Annotated in this window: 15 protein-coding genes; 4 read left to right on the forward strand and 11 right to left on the reverse strand. The window is 36.6% G+C overall.

The window, feature by feature from the left end; all coding sequences use genetic code 11:
* Window positions 1-2: 2 nt before the first annotated feature.
* From nirB to G8Y85_RS10950, 8 genes are all read right to left on the reverse strand, one after another.
* Window positions 3-2,408, reverse strand: a complete 2,406-nt coding sequence (nirB, locus tag G8Y85_RS10915; protein WP_165805824.1) for a nitrite reductase large subunit NirB — start codon at window positions 2,406-2,408, stop codon at window positions 3-5.
* Window positions 2,401-2,862 (reverse strand): precorrin-2 dehydrogenase/sirohydrochlorin ferrochelatase family protein, encoded by a 462-nt coding sequence (locus G8Y85_RS10920; protein ID WP_107371368.1) that lies wholly within the window; start codon window positions 2,860-2,862, stop codon window positions 2,401-2,403. Before G8Y85_RS10920 ends, nirB begins: the two co-directional genes overlap by 8 nt.
* A complete protein-coding gene (locus G8Y85_RS10925; RefSeq protein ID WP_103345349.1) occupies window positions 2,831-3,583 on the reverse strand; it encodes a sirohydrochlorin chelatase in 753 nt (250 codons plus the stop codon). Before G8Y85_RS10925 ends, G8Y85_RS10920 begins: the two co-directional genes overlap by 32 nt.
* Window positions 3,584-3,705: 122 nt before the next feature.
* Entirely contained in the window at window positions 3,706-4,254 is a 549-nt protein-coding gene (locus tag G8Y85_RS10930) for a GNAT family N-acetyltransferase (RefSeq protein ID WP_165805825.1), read from the reverse strand.
* 102 nt (window positions 4,255-4,356) lie between these two features.
* Window positions 4,357-5,175: a formate/nitrite transporter family protein gene (locus G8Y85_RS10935; protein ID WP_103345347.1), complete on the reverse strand. Its 819-nt coding sequence runs from the start codon at window positions 5,173-5,175 to the stop codon at window positions 4,357-4,359.
* Window positions 5,176-5,429: 254 nt separating this feature from the next.
* Window positions 5,430-5,612, reverse strand: coding sequence for a hypothetical protein (locus tag G8Y85_RS10940; protein WP_107371366.1), 183 nt, complete (start codon window positions 5,610-5,612; stop codon window positions 5,430-5,432).
* A 322-nt stretch (window positions 5,613-5,934) separates the two neighbouring features.
* Window positions 5,935-7,461, reverse strand: a complete 1,527-nt coding sequence (locus G8Y85_RS10945) for an SLC13 family permease (protein WP_103345346.1) — start codon at window positions 7,459-7,461, stop codon at window positions 5,935-5,937.
* A gap of 169 nt (window positions 7,462-7,630) precedes the next feature.
* A complete protein-coding gene (locus tag G8Y85_RS10950) occupies window positions 7,631-8,647 on the reverse strand; it encodes a PTS sugar transporter subunit IIC (RefSeq protein WP_107401436.1) in 1,017 nt (338 codons plus the stop codon).
* Between the two features lie 763 nt (window positions 8,648-9,410).
* Here G8Y85_RS10950 and G8Y85_RS10955 point away from each other — a divergent pair.
* The 4 genes from G8Y85_RS10955 (at window position 9,411) to sdaAA (ending at window position 14,126) form a co-directional block, all read left to right on the forward strand.
* Window positions 9,411-10,898 carry an aldehyde dehydrogenase family protein gene (locus G8Y85_RS10955; protein ID WP_107401437.1) on the forward strand — a complete coding sequence of 496 codons (1,488 nt, stop codon included), beginning with the start codon at window positions 9,411-9,413 and terminating at the stop codon, window positions 10,896-10,898.
* A gap of 589 nt (window positions 10,899-11,487) precedes the next feature.
* Entirely contained in the window at window positions 11,488-12,519 is a 1,032-nt protein-coding gene (locus G8Y85_RS10960) for a PTS sugar transporter subunit IIC (protein ID WP_165805826.1), read from the forward strand.
* 14 nt (window positions 12,520-12,533) lie between these two features.
* A complete protein-coding gene (gene sdaAB / locus G8Y85_RS10965; protein WP_060551745.1) occupies window positions 12,534-13,211 on the forward strand; it encodes an L-serine ammonia-lyase, iron-sulfur-dependent subunit beta in 678 nt (225 codons plus the stop codon).
* Window positions 13,212-13,226: 15 nt separating this feature from the next.
* On the forward strand, window positions 13,227-14,126 hold the full coding sequence (gene sdaAA, locus G8Y85_RS10970) for an L-serine ammonia-lyase, iron-sulfur-dependent, subunit alpha (RefSeq protein WP_037567795.1): 900 nt from the start codon (window positions 13,227-13,229) through the stop codon (window positions 14,124-14,126).
* Between the two features lie 43 nt (window positions 14,127-14,169).
* Here sdaAA and G8Y85_RS10975 read toward each other — a convergent pair whose 3' ends face one another.
* From G8Y85_RS10975 to opp4C, 3 genes are all read right to left on the reverse strand, one after another.
* A complete protein-coding gene (locus tag G8Y85_RS10975) occupies window positions 14,170-14,427 on the reverse strand; it encodes a hypothetical protein (RefSeq protein WP_165805818.1) in 258 nt (85 codons plus the stop codon).
* A gap of 256 nt (window positions 14,428-14,683) precedes the next feature.
* A complete protein-coding gene (locus G8Y85_RS10980; RefSeq protein WP_165805827.1) occupies window positions 14,684-15,820 on the reverse strand; it encodes a hypothetical protein in 1,137 nt (378 codons plus the stop codon).
* Window positions 15,821-16,039: 219 nt separating this feature from the next.
* Window positions 16,040-16,933, reverse strand: a complete 894-nt coding sequence (opp4C, locus tag G8Y85_RS10985) for an oligopeptide ABC transporter permease (RefSeq protein ID WP_082624742.1) — start codon at window positions 16,931-16,933, stop codon at window positions 16,040-16,042.
* Window positions 16,934-16,936 lie beyond the last annotated feature (3 nt).

A 16,936-nucleotide genomic window follows, 5' to 3' on the forward strand; every position in this document is an offset into this window, starting at 1 on the left:
GATTACACCTTCTCCACTTCAAAGATTGAACGTTTACGCGCGTCCTCTACGACTTCTTGCCATGGTTCATTGTCATAAGCACGTTTCGCATCCATAATACGATTAAATAACTCATCTTGTTTTTCCGGGTCTAACACAACAGACTTCACCTGTTCAAAACCTAAACGTTTTAACCATGGTGCTGTACGTTCAGCGTAAATGCCTGTTTCACGATAATACTGCATATACGCACCACATAATTTAACAACGTCATCTTCTGTTTCAACGGTCGTTAAATGTTCAGCAACAACGACATCTGTACCACCGTTTCCACCTACATAAATTTGGAAACCATTTTCAACACCAATGACACCAAAATCTTTGACGCCAGATTCTACACAACTACGTGGACAACCTGATACCCCCATTTTAAATTTATGTGGTGTATCAATATACTCAAACGTCTTTTCTAAACGTATGCCAAGCTTTGTTGTATATTGTGTGCCAAAGCGACAGAATTCTTTACCTACACAGCTTTTAACTGAACGTGTTTTCTTACCATATGCAGAGGCAGAACGCATATCTAAATCTTCCCAAACTTTAGGCAGTTCCTCTTTTTTCACACCATACAAACCAATACGTTGAGAACCTGTTACTTTTACTAATGGCACATCGTATTTTTTCGCCACTTCACCAAGTCGAATCAATTGATCTGCATCTGTCACACCACCACGCATTTGAGGGATAACAGAGAATGTTCCATCATTTTGAATATTGGCATGATAACGTTCATTGGCAAAGCGTGATGCTTTTTCATCTTCATGTTCATGTGGATATACCATGTTTAAATAGTAGTTGATGGCTGGACGACATTTTGGACAGCCACCTTTATCCTTGAAGTCTAATACATGACGCACTTCTTTTGATGTTTTAAGCCCTTTTGCACGGATTTGTGTCACAATTTGGTCTCGCGATAAATCTGTACATGCACAAATACCCGTAGGCGCTGATGCGACAAAATCATCACCCAGTGTATGCTCTAAAAGTTCAGCAATTTGACCTTTACATTTACCACATGAGTTCCCAGCTTTAGTCGCTTTTGTCACTTCTGCAACTGATTTTAGACCTTGATCATGAATCGCTTGGACGATAGTCCCTTTTGACACCCCGTTACATCCACAAATCGTTTCGTCATTATCCATGTCTGCCACACTGATGGCATCTACTTCACCGGCTTTATGCAGAATTGACACAAGTGTATATTCATCAATCGTATCGCCTTTTTTCATCATGTTGTAGAAGCGGTTACCTTCTTCTGTATCACCGTATAACACTGCGCCAACAATGGTTTTATCTTTGACAAATACTTTCTTATAAATGTTATCGACACCATTAAATGTTTCAATGCCACGTACACCGTCTGATTCTGTGATCCATCCTGCACTAAATAAGTCACAGCCTGATACTTTTAATGAAGTGAAAGTTGTCGAACCTTTATAACCTTCTGTAGGTTGACCCGTAATATGGTCTGCTAATACTTTACCTTGGTCATAAAGTGGTGCCACTAAACCATAAACTTTTGAACGGTGCTCAGCACATTCACCAACTGCATAAATATTCGGATCACTTGTTTTCATAAAGTCATCGACGACAATACCTCGACCGATTTCTAAGCCAGCAGCACGTGCCTCTTTCGTCACTGGACGAATCCCTACGGCCATGACCACCATATCCGCTTCTAATATACGGCCATCAGAAAGGCGAATACCTTCCACATGTTGCTCACCTAAAATTTCTTGAGTATTCGCTTGAAGTTCAAAATGAATGCCTTGTTTTTCAAGATCTGCTTTTAAAAGTTCTCCTGCTTTACGATCGAGTTGTACTTCCATTAACCACTCTGCTAAATGCACAACTGTTACATTCATACCTTGATCTACAAGACCACGTGCACACTCAAGTCCAAGTAAGCCCCCACCTATAACAATCGCATTTTTCTTCGTTTTGGCAGTTTCTAACATTTTTTCAGTATCATCAATCGTTCTAAAACCTACTACACCTTCTAGTCGAGAGCCATCGATGGGTAAAATAAATGAGTCAGAGCCTGTGGCAATAATCATTTGATCATAAGAGACGATTTGACCTTTTTCAGTCTCCACTTCTTTCGCTTTGCGGTTAATCTTAACCACTTTATCACCCGTAATCAGATGAATGCCGTGTTCTTCATACCATTCGTAAGGATTCATAATCGTTTCTTCAACTGTCATTTTATTTTGAAGAATGTTAGATAACATTATACGATTATAATTTGGATACGGTTCCTTACCTATAATCGTTATTTCAAAACGTTCTGGATCACGTTCTAAAATTTCCTCAATTGTGCGTACACCTGCCATACCATTACCAATCATCAAAAGTTTCGTCTTACTCATGCATATCCTCCTCATCTGCAGCTAAAAATGTTTTGATTTTCGCTGCATATCGTTTCGTTCGTTCTATATTTTGCCCGTTTGAACTCACACCAATGATTAAATCTTGATGTTCAATCGTTAACATATTAAAAAAATCGGATTGTGTCTGATCACCTGTATGGTTTATCCATTGTGAAGGTAAAGCATCCATAGCAACTTGGTTATTCGTTTGGGGATCGTTCGTCGCAATGATAATCAAATCCGCATGTTTGAGGTGCGCTTTATGATAAGGTTCTCGAATCAACCTGAGTCGTTCTGAAGGCTGTAACATTTCAAAAGCATCATGAAACTTAGGACTCACAACATCAATTGAACAAGGTTCTGTAACCAACTTTGAAAACTTCCTCCAAGCAATTTTACCGCCACCCACTATGACGACATGTTTACTTGCAAGATTCAATTGAATGGGATACATGCGGCACCTCCTCGCATTCTGCCATTCTCTCTCGAACTACAGCTTCCAATACAGGATGGAAATTAATCGCCGATGTATAGACAATGGTGTTTGGTAAATTAAGTTCTTGTATGCGTCGTTTTGACTTATTTACAAGATACCCATCATAAAAAAAGAATGGAATAATGATTAACTTATGATGTTTTTGCGCTATTTGAGGTAACGTTGTTGTAAAAGTATAGTCGCCATACACCATACTTGGATAACAAGGTCGAGTTGGTGTGGATAATTTGTCACAAATTTCAGTCAATGCGATGTCTGGCTCATTAAACCTTGCATTACCGTGCGCAAAAAGTACAATACCTGTAGAAGCATCCATCTCATGTTGATACGAATCTATTTGTGATTCGACCCATTGTTTCATCATTGGATGGGTTCCTAAAGGTTTTCCTAGTACCAATTGAAGATTTGATTCTCTTTTGTTAAACGTTTCGCATATCGCTTGAATATCTTCATAGTAATGCGACGCTGAAAATAACAATAATGGTATTAGGTGTATACGCTGATACCCTGCATCAATGTTATTTTGAATCACTTCATCGAGCTGTATCGTTTCACTCTCCAAAAATGCAACATCATAATCCACGACGTTGTCATTAAAGGTGCGATGAATAAAGTTCAACAACGTTTCATTTAATTTTCCTTTGCGCATCCCATGCACGACTAAAATTGTTTTATGCACGACGACACCCCCTACACATTTATTGTAAATGAAATGCTGGCGTTAATGTGATTATTTTCACAACTTATGACAAAAATAGGGAATTCCCTTTCATAAAAAGTAAGGGTTTTCCCTAGCTCCATTTAATCTCCTTCATACCATGGCGGTGGGGCTAGTAATGCCTTGTTATAGCGCTCTGGAATTAATACTTTTACCATCATCGCACCACGGTCTCCACTCGCTTCTTCCATTTCAAAAAAAGTTTCATATCCTCTTCGCGCATATACGTCTTTTAACCATGCCATTTTTCGTGCAGATGTACCAAGTACAACCGCGGGTGCTTTTAATGTATCTCTTAAAATCGTCTCTTCTATATAAGTCATTAATTGTGCACCGTACCCTTCTCCAGCAAAATCTGGATCTGTCGCAAACCACCATATAAATGGAAATTGGGACACTTTATATTTCGGTTCCCACGGAAAGCGAATGGAGAGCGTAGAAATAATGCGACCTTGTTTTTCTAAAACATAAGCCGAATTATATTTTATATTTTTCTCAATCATCTCTAAATCTGCATTCACAGAAGGCCAGTCTATGCCAGTTTCTCTTAACGGTGTGAATGCACGATACATTAAATCTTGTAATACTGCAGCATCTTGTAATGTCGCCATTCTGATCGTCAATTGATTCACTATGAACCCCTCCATTTGGTTTACGATTAGTTTAAGCGTAACAGATTTATAGAGACGACTAAACAAAAAAGTCCAAGTTTTTCACTCGGACTTTTTAAACAATTATGTGTGATTACGACTACCATTAAAGTAAGCATAAAGCAAACCTACGAATAGCCCCCCACCAATATAGTTTCCAATAAATGCAAAAACGATATTTTTAAGTACATCTAGCCATGATAATGCCTCTAAATTATAAAATATCATCCCTACGAATAAACCAGCATTATAAACAACATGTTCATAACCCATGAAAACGAAAATAATCACTCCTATGGCAATAAAGAACGTTTTAGACAATCCTTCTTTAAACATCATCGATACATAGATCCCGATATTGATAAAGAAATTAGCAAAGATGCCTTTAACTAAAATGGCTTGCCATGTAGAGGCTACTGTTTTCGCATCTACAGTAGCTGTGAGTGCTTGAATCATTTCTGGCGTCATGACTTTTGTAAAAATCATGAGTCCAAAGAGTACAAATGCCCCTAGAATATTTCCAATAAAACAAATTGTAAATAACCACATGGTCTTAGTGAGTGATATGGCATTGTAATACACGCCTACCGTTAAATACATAAAGTTACTTGTTAAAAGTTCGGAATGCGTGAGCACTATAAACACTAAGGCCACACTAAATGCCATGGCTCCCATCAAATTAATGACTGCCGGCGGTGCGCCGACGAGTTGTGTTTTCATAGCAAGCATGAATACCGTTACAATCGTAAGTAGAAATCCAGACATCATTGATTTTAAAACATATCTTGGAAACGCACGTTCAAGTAACACTTCCTTCATTGCAACTGAACCTACAATATTTTCAATGATTTCTCTTGAAGCATATGTATCTTTGAGGTGTTTCGTTGGTTTTTCAATTCCCATGGCATGGCCTCCTAAACAAATATAAAATTCCCTTTTATTTTACTAAATTGTACAAAATGATGGTAGTCTGAATAAAATAAAAAAAGAAGGATTAAGCCTTTAAACATACTTAATCCTTCTATATTTTGCATATTAAAGTGACGCATTCATTAAATGTGATTAATGGTAAAGCTTTAAAATATCGTATTGTCGGTCGTCATAAACGGCCATATGGGAATCACCATCTTCGAAACCCAAAGTTAAATGATTTATAGTTACTTTTCTTTATTTTTAGCACGTGTTAATACTTTTAGCCCATATGCAAACACACCGTAACCGATTGTCGTTTGAGTGAACCATTTTAAGAAATGATCTTTATCACATATGCGTGTCACCATTGCACCAATCGCTGAACTGAAAATATATAATCCTAACACTTTTAAATATCGTTGATTCATATTTGTCACCTCTAAAAAGTTGTATAGAAGTTCTATGTAATATGATGAATCATTGCTTATTTCACTCTCATTGAACATCGCACACATTTTATATATTCTAATCATCATCCATCATAACTGATATTGTTGAATGGTCACTTTAAGCGTTACCGAAGACAATGATAATCAAACCATCAATGTACGACGCTCACCTTTTGAAGTAACAATTCTAGGATATTACGTAACTCCTATTTGAAACTTATTGCATTAAAAGCGTATCATATATCATAAAAAATAGAATGAAGGAAGTTGCCTAATTTTCGATAGACAACTCCCTTATTGTTTACAATAATCCGAGCCACTGCCAATACGTCATACTTAAAATAATTACTAAGATATAGCCAATAACGGTAATCGGTATGCCTGCTTTAAGAAAATCTTTAACAGTGAACGTTTCCGTACCGTAGGCAAGCATCCCTTGTGGCGAACTCACAGGTAATAAAAAGCCGAAGCTAATCACAAATTGTTGAATTAAAACAAAACCAATTGACATATCACCTAAGTTCAACGTCATCGTTAAAGAAATAAATACTGGAATTAATGCTGATGCTAAACTTGTCGCACTTGCAAATCCTAAGTGAATTAAGATATTAAAGAGCGAAATCAACGCAATCGTAGCGATGATGGGCATGTGTTGTAACCCCATTAAACCAAATGTTTGATCACTTAACCATTGGGCTGCTTTTGTTTGTAACAACACATTTCCTAATGCAATCCCTACGCCAAACACGATAATTGTACCCCAAGGTATTTTACTTTCAGCTTCTTTCCATGTCATCACACCAATCTTAGGCGTCAACATGACAGCTAATGCCAGTAATGTTATGGATGCAGAATCAATCGGGTGCAAGATTTTTTCTGTAGACCATAAAATGAGTAATGCGATAGAAATAATGATTAAACGCCACTCTTTTCCTGTAATTGGACCAAGAGCATTGAGTTGTTGTTGGACAAGTTCTTTTCCACCTTCAATTTCAGTTTGTTCAGGTGGAATGACTTTTAACATCACGAAGTACAGCACGATTGACATAATAATTGACCAAGGTGCCGCATATAAAAACCACTCACCCCATGATACATCATGACCTAATTGACCATTGATAAAGTTTACAGCTACGATGTTTTGAGCCGCTGCCGTTTTAATTCCAATATTCCAAATAGACACGGCTTGCACAGCTGTAATAATTAATAACGCTGCAAGCTTACTTTGTTTTGCAGCTCCAAATGCGGCCACCATTCCTAATAAGATGGGCACTACTGCACCTGCTCTTGCTGTAGCTGAAGGAACGAAAAACGCTAAAATAATTGACACTAAAATCGCACCAATGACAATGCGTTTCGTTTTATTACCTACTAACGATAACACCCATAATGCTAAACGTTTATGAAGTTGTGTAACCTGCATCGCCGTTGCTAAAAATAATGCCGCCGCGACAAGTGCAACTGCACTCGTTGAAAAACCACTGAACGCCAACTTCAATGCATTCGCCGTTCCAAATAAGTCAGAGCCACTTAATACATCTTTACCTATTTTAGGATTACCCAGTGATTCCGTTAAATTTTGTACGGGACTAAATCCTAATAATAAAATCATCAAGACGACAATCATGGTTGCAGAAACAGGATAACTCACCGCTTCCGTAACCCATAAAATTACAGCAAACGCTAAAATAGCTAAAGCACATTTCGCCATCACAGGTAAATTGTCCGATGTTGGCACAATCAAAATAAGCACTAATGCAATAAAACTTATACTAAACCATACCGGTTTAAAGGTTGGTTTTTTCTTAGATTTTCCAGCTGTTGCCATAAAAAACAACCCCTTTTATTAAGATCACTCTAAGTGTATCAATAAAAGAGGTAGATGCGTCATAAATGTTAAAACATTCACAAATTTTTTACATTTATTGTATAATTAAAAAGTTTATGATTTGAAACGATTAAATGTGTGATGCAATTGTGATACTGCAACACATGCATTAATTTCTTGACTCAACCGCACGCAATGTTTGATCACCAGGTTTAATCCATTGTCGTTTAGCCATAAAATGATAGATAAGCCATGTAACGATTATAGGTAATGAGAAATGAAAGACACCGATTAATAGCCATGTATGCAAGGAACTTCCCATTGTATGTATTGTCATAATTTGACCGACAAATCCACTTGTTCCCATTCCAGCACCTGCTGCATTATTCACCATTGGGAAAAATACTGTCATTATCGGTGCTATGACAGCACTTGCGAGTGTAGGTGGAATGAGTAGCAATGGTTTTAAGATAATATTCGGTACTTGCAACATACTTGTACCAATACCAATTGAAATTAAACCACTGATGCCATTATCTTTGTAACCCATTATCGCGAATCCTACCATTTGACATGCACAACCTACCGTTGCAGCACCTGCTGCAAGACCTGATAAATCGAGCATTAAAGCTAAAGCCGCGCTTGATATAGGTGCAGTCAAACATAGTCCGAATATGACAGCGACAATGATACCCATGAGTAAAGGTTGTTGATCTGTGGCTGCAATAATCAGCGTCCCTATTGCTTTCATCATTTCATTTAAGATTGGCCCTAAAAATTTAGCAACCGCACCACCAAGAATTAACGTTAACATCGGTGTAACGATAATATCTACTTTTGTTCTACTTGCATAAATGCGACTGATTTCTACGACTAATAATGTTGCCAAAAAAGCGCCTACTGCTCCACCTGCAAATGTGGTATAGCCCATCATTCCAACAATGAGTGCCGAAAAGATAACTAGCGGCTTACATTTAAAGCCATAGGCCATAGCAGCACCTATCGCTGCGCCAGTTAACCCTTTAGCAACATTACCTACTTCAATTAAAAAACGTAAATCTAATTGTGGTAAAAGCGTTTGCTTCCCTATTGTTTCTAAAATCAAACCTATAATTAAAGAACTAAACAGTCCTAAAGTCATATAACTAAGTCCTTCGATAAACCAACGATGCAATAATTTTTTCAACTTTTATATCTCCCTCGAAGAAATTTGTATTGTTTCGCTATACATGTTTTATCTTACCATAGAACCTTCAATGAGGCGTATGTGTTTAGAGGGAAACAAAATTTTAATAAAAAAAATGTACCGTGCGGGGACACAGTACACTTTTTTAATCAACTTTAGTCCTACTTTCATAAGGAGGTCTATCAGATATTACTTTAAGGGTGTATGTTTTATCTTAATTGGGATCGAACAGTTCGGATTGGGAAATATTTTGATTAACTGTTCTATCATTACTATACTGTTTTTACTAAAGTATTACATCGGACGTAAGATTGTTTTTACTCTAAGACTTAAGTTTGATATCGATTGTTAATCGTAATAATTACTGTTTACAAATGTCTGAATACTCTTTATAATACGAAGAAGGTACAATTTTTTTGAATACAAATTGTATCACACAAAGACATTGTGCAACACACTCATCACAATGCCTTTGGTGTAAATCAGTCATTTTCAAACATGAGTCTTTCAATTTTTCCCCAACGAAAAGTTGAACTGGAATAGCTCAATATGTTCGCCTATTGAATTATTCCACCCCATAATGAGCTCCTTTACATTTTGATGTAGAGGAGTTTTTTATTTATCGAAAATACAATCTTTTATCCCCTCACGAAATAGTGAACTATTTCCAAATGAGTCATATGAGTTTACTCAAAATAATGGTAACGTTAAAATTATAAATAAGCAAGTACAATTTTAAGAGATAAATAAAGGGGTTGAAAGTATGGCAATTGAAGTAAAAGATTATATTTCAGAGCAATACGATTTATTTATTAATGGGGAATTTGTTAAACCAGATTCTGGTGAATATCTAAAAGTTCAAAATCCTGCAACAAGTGAAACCATTACGCAAATTGCTAAAGCAAATGAAGCAGACGTGGATAAAGCGGTGAAGGCCGCACAAAATGCCTTTCCTGCTTGGTCACGCAAATCTAAACAAGAACGCTCTGATTTATTACGTGAAATTAGTCAACGCATTTTAGAGAATAAAGAACGTCTAGCAACCATTGAAAGCATTAATACTGGTAAGGCATTACGCGAATCTTCAATGATTGATATTCCTTTTGCAGCACGCCATTATCAATATTTCGCAAGTGTAACAGACCTAGAAGAAGGCACAATAAACCAAATTGATGACAATACATTAAGTTTAATTACACATGAACCCGTCGGTGTAGTGGGCGCCGTTGTCGCATGGAACTTCCCAATGTTACTAGCATCATGGAAGCTAGGTCCAGCACTTGCCGCTGGTAATACTGTTGTGATTCAACCTTCATCCTCCACACCTGTAAGCTTATTAGAAACAGCAAAAATTTTTCAAGACGTCTTACCTCCTGGTGTAGTAAATATAGTTACAGGAAAAGGGTCTGAATCAGGTGATGCTATATTTAAGCATGAAGGTGTTGATAAATTATCTTTCACAGGATCTACAGAAGTAGGCTATCAAGTTGCTGAAGCTGGTGCTAAACGCATCGTCCCTACTACTTTAGAACTAGGGGGTAAAAGTGCCAACATTATTTTAGATGATGCAAATCAAGACGTCGCACTCGAAGGTAGCCAACTAGGTATTCTTTTCAACCAAGGTGAAGTATGTAGTGCTGGTTCACGCTTACTTGTACACGAAAAAATTTACGATGAATTTGTACCTAAACTGGTAGAAGCGTTTAAAAATATTAAAGTAGGCGACCCATTAGATATGAATACGCAAATGGGTTCGCAAACTGGAAAAGATCAAATTGAAAAAATTCAAAGTTATATCGATTATGCGAAATCACATGATGCAAATATATTAGTCGGTGGCGAACGTCTAACAGAGAATGGTCTAGACAAAGGTCACTTCTTCCAACCTACAATTATTGAAGTGAAGGACAATCGTAACAAATTGGCACAAGAAGAAATTTTCGGACCTGTACTCACTATTATTAAAATCAAAGATGATGAGGAAGCGATCTCCATTGCCAATGATTCTGAATATGGACTCGCAGGGGGTGTCTTTTCATCCAATATTAATCGTGCATTGCACATCGCGAAAAATATACGTACGGGACGTGTATGGATTAATACCTATAATCAAGTTCCTGAAGGCGCACCATTTGGAGGATACAAGAAATCTGGTATCGGTCGTGAAACCTATAAAGATGCGATAGCCAATTACCAACAAATTAAAAATATTTATATCGATATCAGCAACGACACAAAAGGATTATATTAATAAACGCATTCTTAATATGCTTAACATCAATTCATTAGCCATCAACGTTCATCAATGCATGAACGTTGGTGGTTTCTTTATATTAGTACTTTCTCTCTTCCATACTTCAACTAGGCCATGTCTAACGCTTGTATTTTTTGACATATGGTTCTTGAATACTACTCCCGCCATACAATATCTTAAATTTGCACAATCATTTCTCAATTAAAATTAAAAGTTCAGATTATCTCCTACTTCTTCTCAAAAACATAGCGTTACAAATTACCATTTAAAATTATAATGTTTATTTCTGAAAATTAATATTATTAGAACTTTTAAAGGTCACAAATATGTCATTTTAATAAGATTTGAAGGATAATTTCACTCCTTTAATGTGAAAAAGCGTCACAGCGTTGCGGTATCATAAGGCTTAGAAAGATCATTTTTTCACAATCTCGAAAAATTCTTTATAAATACTATTCCAAAAGAATGACCACTCAACTAAATATCGCATTGTCGCTGTTGCATACGCTTTCAAAAACAGCTAATATTTGATTTGGAAAATAAGCGCGCTTATCTAAATGATATTTATGAGAGAAGAGGAAAGATTATGGATTTTATTTTAGGTATTGGAACATTGCTTGTAGTTTTACTAGCGATGACTTTGTTTCTAAAGTTTGCCCCTAATGGTAAAGTCAGTCTACAAGCACTATCAGGTGCAGCATGTGCCACTTTTTTACCTGAAGCATTTTTAAAATATGCGATTGGTGGCGTCTTCCATATTGAATATTTTACAAAATTAGGCGATATTGCTGGAAGTTTAAGTGGTGTCGCTGTGGGTATTTTGACGTGTTTAAAGTTTGGAGTGAATCCTGTATTTGCGGTTTTAACCGGGCTAGTCCTTTATGACTTTAAATTACTCCCAGCATTTATAGCAGCTTACTTTGTTGCATTTGGTATTAAATATTTAGAAAAGAAAGTTCCAGAAGGCTTAGATTTAATTTTAGTGATATTGTTATCACCCGCAATCACATACGGTATCGCATTTATCGTTTCACCAAGTGTCATCGCTGTACTTAAACAAATTGGTACGGCAGTCACTGCTGTAGGTGATAATAATCCTTATGCTTTAGCACTCGTTATTGGTGCAATTGTTCCTGTTGTCGGTATGACACCGTTAAGTTCAATGGTATTCACAAGCCTTCTTGGTTTAACAGGTATTCCTATGGCGATTGGTGCATTAGGCTGTATGGGCAGTTCGTTTGTTAATTTCGTCATGTTTAGAAAATTGAAAATCGGTAATCCTGGTAAAGCCTTTGCGGTTGCAATTGAACCCCTTACTCAAATTGATATTATTGCAAAATATCCAATTCAACTCTATGGTACAAATGCTATTGTTGGCATGGTCAACGGTCTCTTCATAACATATATGGGCATCGTTGTAGATCAACCAGGAATGGCAACCCCTATCGCTGGTCCGATTGTAGCTTTAGGTTTTAATGATGCTGTATCAACTGTAATTACAATCGTAGTCGTTGCAATCATCAGCATTGTACTCAGTTATATCATCGGAACATTCATTAATAAAAAGCAAATCGGTTTAAGTTTAAATACACCCAAACTTTCAAAACAAATGAATTAAAGGAGCGATAAAGTATGGCACGTACAAAAGATTATCAAAGTGCATTTGATGTAATAGGCCCAGTGATGATGGGACCTTCAAGTTCGCATACTGCTGGTGCAGTTAAAATTGGTCAAGCTGCGCGAGCGGTACTCGGAGATACACCCGAACGCATTCGTGTACATTATTATGAATCATTTGCAGAAACACATAAAGGTCATGGTACAGACCTAGCAATAATTGGCGGCCTGTTAGGATTTAGTACCTTTGATGCTCGTATCAAGTCTTCTACGTCCATTGCACGTGATCAAGGCATTCCATTTGAATTCATTGAAGAAAAAGGGTCAAGCCTTGGCGAACATCCGAACTGTGCGCTCATTATTATTGATAAAGGTGAACGTCATGTTGAGTTAAATGGTATTTCTATCGGTGGTGGTGCATTCAAAGTGAAAAGCATACATGTCAATGGAATGTGTATATTATTATCCCATACACCGAACTTATTAGTGATTGACGGTGAATGTAATATGTCAGAAATCAACCACTTAATTAATGACCTTGTGGATAAAAGTGTTGATATTAACGAAGAAATTAAAACGATGAATCAAGAGCGTTGTTTACTCGCTTTACATTTAAACAAAGCCATTAAAGATGAACTCTTAGAAGAAATACGTCAAAAATATACGAATTTACAATTTTCATATATACAATAGTCTGGAGGAATCGACATGTTTGATTCAATGAAAGCATTAATCGAATACGCTGAAACACATTCTAAAACTTTTTCAGAAATTATGATTGAACATGAAATGGTCACACGTGGCCTTTCACGTGAAGAAGTGTTTGATATGATGCAACTCAATTTAGATACAATGCGCGATGCGGTAGAAAAAGGCTCTACAGGCGAAGGCGTAAAAAGTGTCACAGGATATACAGGACAAGATGCCATTAAAGTTGCAAAATATAATGACACACATCAAGCACTTTCAGGACACGATATGATCTCAGCAGTACAAGGCGCGATTGCGACAAACGAAGTCAATGCAGCCATGGGTATCATTTGTGCAACACCTACAGCCGGTTCATCAGGTACGATTCCGGGCGTCCTATTTAAATTAGAAAAAACGCATCATTTAGACAATGATCAAATGATTCAATTTCTATTTGCAGCCTCGATGTGCGGAATGATTATTGCCAATAACGCATCCGTCGCTGGTGCAACTGGAGGTTGTCAAGCAGAAGTCGGTACAGCATCAGCGATTGCCGCTGCTGCAGCCGTTGAAACGTTTGGCGGTACGCCTGCACAAGCTGGGCATGCCATTGCGATTAGTTTAAGTAACTTATTAGGTCTCGTTTGTGACCCTGTAGCAGGTTTAGTCGAAATCCCATGTGTCATGCGAAATGCCATCGGTTCAGGAAATGGCTTAATCTCCGCTGATTTGGCATTAGCCGGTGTTGAAAGTCGTATTCCAGTAGATGAAGTCATTATGGCGATGGATAAAGTTGGAAGAAATTTACCAGCTTCATTACGTGAAACAGGTATAGGTGGTTTAGCTGGCACACCTACCGGACAAGCCATTAAAGAAAAAATCTTCGGTAGCTCTAGCCAAGAACAAGTTTTCTCATAAAAAATGGCACCCGCATGTCGACAGGACTGCGGGTGCTTTCATATTATTTATCTTTTTTTAGCAAACCAGGGTCATACGTTTTTTGTGAATGAACATGTTGATGCGTCTGTTTAACTTGCTCACTATCCGTTTGCTGATGTTTCACTGTAAAAACAATATAATGATAGATAAAGAAAATGATGATACTTAACGAAATAGATTGCATGAAAAGATATTGCCACGTGCCTGCAATTAAAAGGTTTTCAGCAATCGTCGTCGTGATGACTAAAGCAATAAATAATAGCACAAATTTTTTCAGCATCCATTTCACCCCTTATCCCCTTTTGGCCTTATACATGTTATACCACGAAAAAAGATGAAAAGATACCTTTTTCAGATAATTCTTACATCTAATTATTTTCTATATTATTCCATATGAATTGAAATAGTTCTTATTTTAAAAAACGATGCGTCATCATTCCGCTTCAAATAATTAAATCAAATATTAAGAAAACACTTTTATCTGTCTTCTAAAGTGTAAGTCAGATAAAAGTGTTGAATGTCACCTCACATCGCATTTATTGTTTGATATCGTTAAAATCGATAACGTTGCTGTGTTTATTTCGTTCTTCTCGATCTATAATGTGCATATATTCTTCAAATGTATGACCGTGGTATATCCAATTGCGCATTTTCATGTAAACTGGTTTGACCTTATTAACCGCAGTTTGTTCGACACGTTTACGTAAAATCCCATCTTGTACAAGTGAATACATAACATCAGCAACCATATTATATTCAATTGCGTGTTTCATCATTGTAAGAATTTCTACAGTAAGACCGTCTACAGTAGCGTTAAGTTTATTGTCTTCTCTAATATTTTTTGATAACCATGAAACAAAATTAAAGTACGTTTCATCATCCAATCCAAACACATGTGTTTGATAATATAACAAATCATTTAACGTTGCAGGCTCATAATATTTTGCATCTTTTAGGAAGTGATGGTACTCATCTGGTTCGAGCTCAAGTCCAACACTCGTAATATAGCCCTCTCCTACAATGAAATTACGCGTATGAGGCATTAAACGTGTGAAACGTCTTAACAATTTACGTATTTCAAGCAATGAATACGTTTTTTCTAAGTACTTATTCATGACATGTTGCAGTTGAGACAATGAATAAAGTCCGTATAGATTTGTTGTCGCTTCAATCACATCTTGCTCTAATTTAAATTGTTTGAGCGTCTCATGTTGTGTAACCCATTTTTCAACTTGAGCAATGATTTCTTCAGGTATCCATAATAAATGATAGCCTCTTTCATCTCGCTCCGTTTCAAAAATTAAAAACGATTCTGGAAAAGAAATATCTGTTTCAATCGATTCTCCATTTTGATTCATCGCTAAGATATGAAGAAATAAACGTTGTTGGTCCTCATTCATTTGATTTATCACTTCATTAAAGTAAGATTGTGTAACGATGGACGTAATAAGTAATGTTGCTATTTCATCCTTTTTCAATGCGGAATACCCTTTGATATGATGCTCCCTACAAAGTTGTTTTAATGCGTCAACTGTGGGGTTGCCTAACAACTGAATAAATTGATTAGGACTTTCTTGTTCTAACATTGAATTTAACATGGTTTCTAGTTGCGCTCGGTCTTCAACACTTTGATTTTTTAATAACGCTTTTAAATCTTTTTCCCAGTTAGTCATTATAAATCACCTATTTATATAATCTTAATTTCATTGTACTATTGATATCTTTAAAAACAAAATGACAAATGCATGAACATCATGTCACGACATATACGATGCGTTTTAAGAAAACGAAAAAAACACCTTTATTATTCAACTATTTGAACAATAAAGGTGTTAAAACGTAAATACGTCACTTTTGATTTCAAGCAAAGCGTCTCAATGTGCTTTGTAACATTATCTTCTGGATTTTGGATTTAAAGCATCTTTTAATCCTTCACCAATAAAATTAATACATAAGATGGTTGTTGTAATGGCTAGTGCTGGTGGCATCCATATCCATGGCTTTCCTCTTAAAATATCCCCTTCTTGCGCATCGCTTAACATATTCCCCCACGTTGGAACGGTTTTGTCGATACCGAAACCTAGGAAACTCAAACCAGCCTCTGCTACAATTTGTACTGCAAATAGTAACGTGGCTTGAACGATAATGACACTTAATATGTTTGGTAGCAAATGCTTAAATAAAATTTTGAAAACAGGTGTACCAATAGATTGCGCTGCTAAAAAGTATTCATTTTCTTTCTCTTGCATTACTTTACCACGTACAATACGCGCAACACCTACCCACGATAATGCGATTAATACAGCAGCAAGTACAATGGCAGATCCATATTGGTTTTCGATTTTGCCACTGAACGTTGCATTTAATACCACAGCGAATGGAATAAATGGGAATAACATTACAAATTCGGTAAAACGCATCAGTATCGTATCAACCCAACCACCGTAATATCCAGAAATCATACCAATCAGTACCCCGATAATCATAAGACCAATTGTCGTAACCAGACCAAATAATAAGGAAACACGGCCAGAATATAACAAGCGACTGAAGATATCACGACCACCTGAATCTGTCCCTAACCAATGTTGTGCTGACATATCGCCTTTAATCATAACTAAATTTTGTAAGTTCGGATCAAAAGGAGCGATAAATGGTGCGATTAAAGAAATAAAGAATATTAATATTAAAATAATACTCGCTGCCATCGCAGGTTTATTTTTCAAAAACTTTTGGCGCGCAATAGCTAACGGTGAACGATTTTTAACTTTAATTTTTTCAGCCATAAT

It is taken from the genome of Staphylococcus sp. 11007852 (assembly GCF_011394325.1).
GTDB lineage: Bacteria > Bacillota > Bacilli > Staphylococcales > Staphylococcaceae > Staphylococcus > Staphylococcus agnetis.

Excerpts from the sequence above, each read along its gene's own strand:
- nirB (WP_165805824.1), bottom strand. The coding sequence starts at position 2,408 with ATGAGTAAGACGAAACTTTTGATGATTGGTAATGGTATGGCAGGTGTA.
- G8Y85_RS10920 (WP_107371368.1), bottom strand. The coding sequence starts at position 2,862 with ATGTATCCCATTCAATTGAATCTTGCAAGTAAACATGTCGTCATAGTG.
- G8Y85_RS10935 (WP_103345347.1), bottom strand. The coding sequence starts at position 5,175 with ATGGGAATTGAAAAACCAACGAAACACCTCAAAGATACATATGCTTCA.
- G8Y85_RS10940 (WP_107371366.1), bottom strand. The coding sequence starts at position 5,612 with ATGAATCAACGATATTTAAAAGTGTTAGGATTATATATTTTCAGTTCA.
- G8Y85_RS10945 (WP_103345346.1), bottom strand. The coding sequence starts at position 7,461 with ATGGCAACAGCTGGAAAATCTAAGAAAAAACCAACCTTTAAACCGGTA.
- G8Y85_RS10955 (WP_107401437.1), top strand. The coding sequence starts at position 9,411 with ATGGCAATTGAAGTAAAAGATTATATTTCAGAGCAATACGATTTATTT.
- G8Y85_RS10960 (WP_165805826.1), top strand. The coding sequence starts at position 11,488 with ATGGATTTTATTTTAGGTATTGGAACATTGCTTGTAGTTTTACTAGCG.
- sdaAB (WP_060551745.1), top strand. The coding sequence starts at position 12,534 with ATGGCACGTACAAAAGATTATCAAAGTGCATTTGATGTAATAGGCCCA.
- sdaAA (WP_037567795.1), top strand. The coding sequence starts at position 13,227 with ATGTTTGATTCAATGAAAGCATTAATCGAATACGCTGAAACACATTCT.
- G8Y85_RS10975 (WP_165805818.1), bottom strand. The coding sequence starts at position 14,427 with ATGCTGAAAAAATTTGTGCTATTATTTATTGCTTTAGTCATCACGACG.
- G8Y85_RS10980 (WP_165805827.1), bottom strand. The coding sequence starts at position 15,820 with ATGACTAACTGGGAAAAAGATTTAAAAGCGTTATTAAAAAATCAAAGT.
- opp4C (WP_082624742.1), bottom strand. The coding sequence starts at position 16,933 with ATGGCTGAAAAAATTAAAGTTAAAAATCGTTCACCGTTAGCTATTGCG.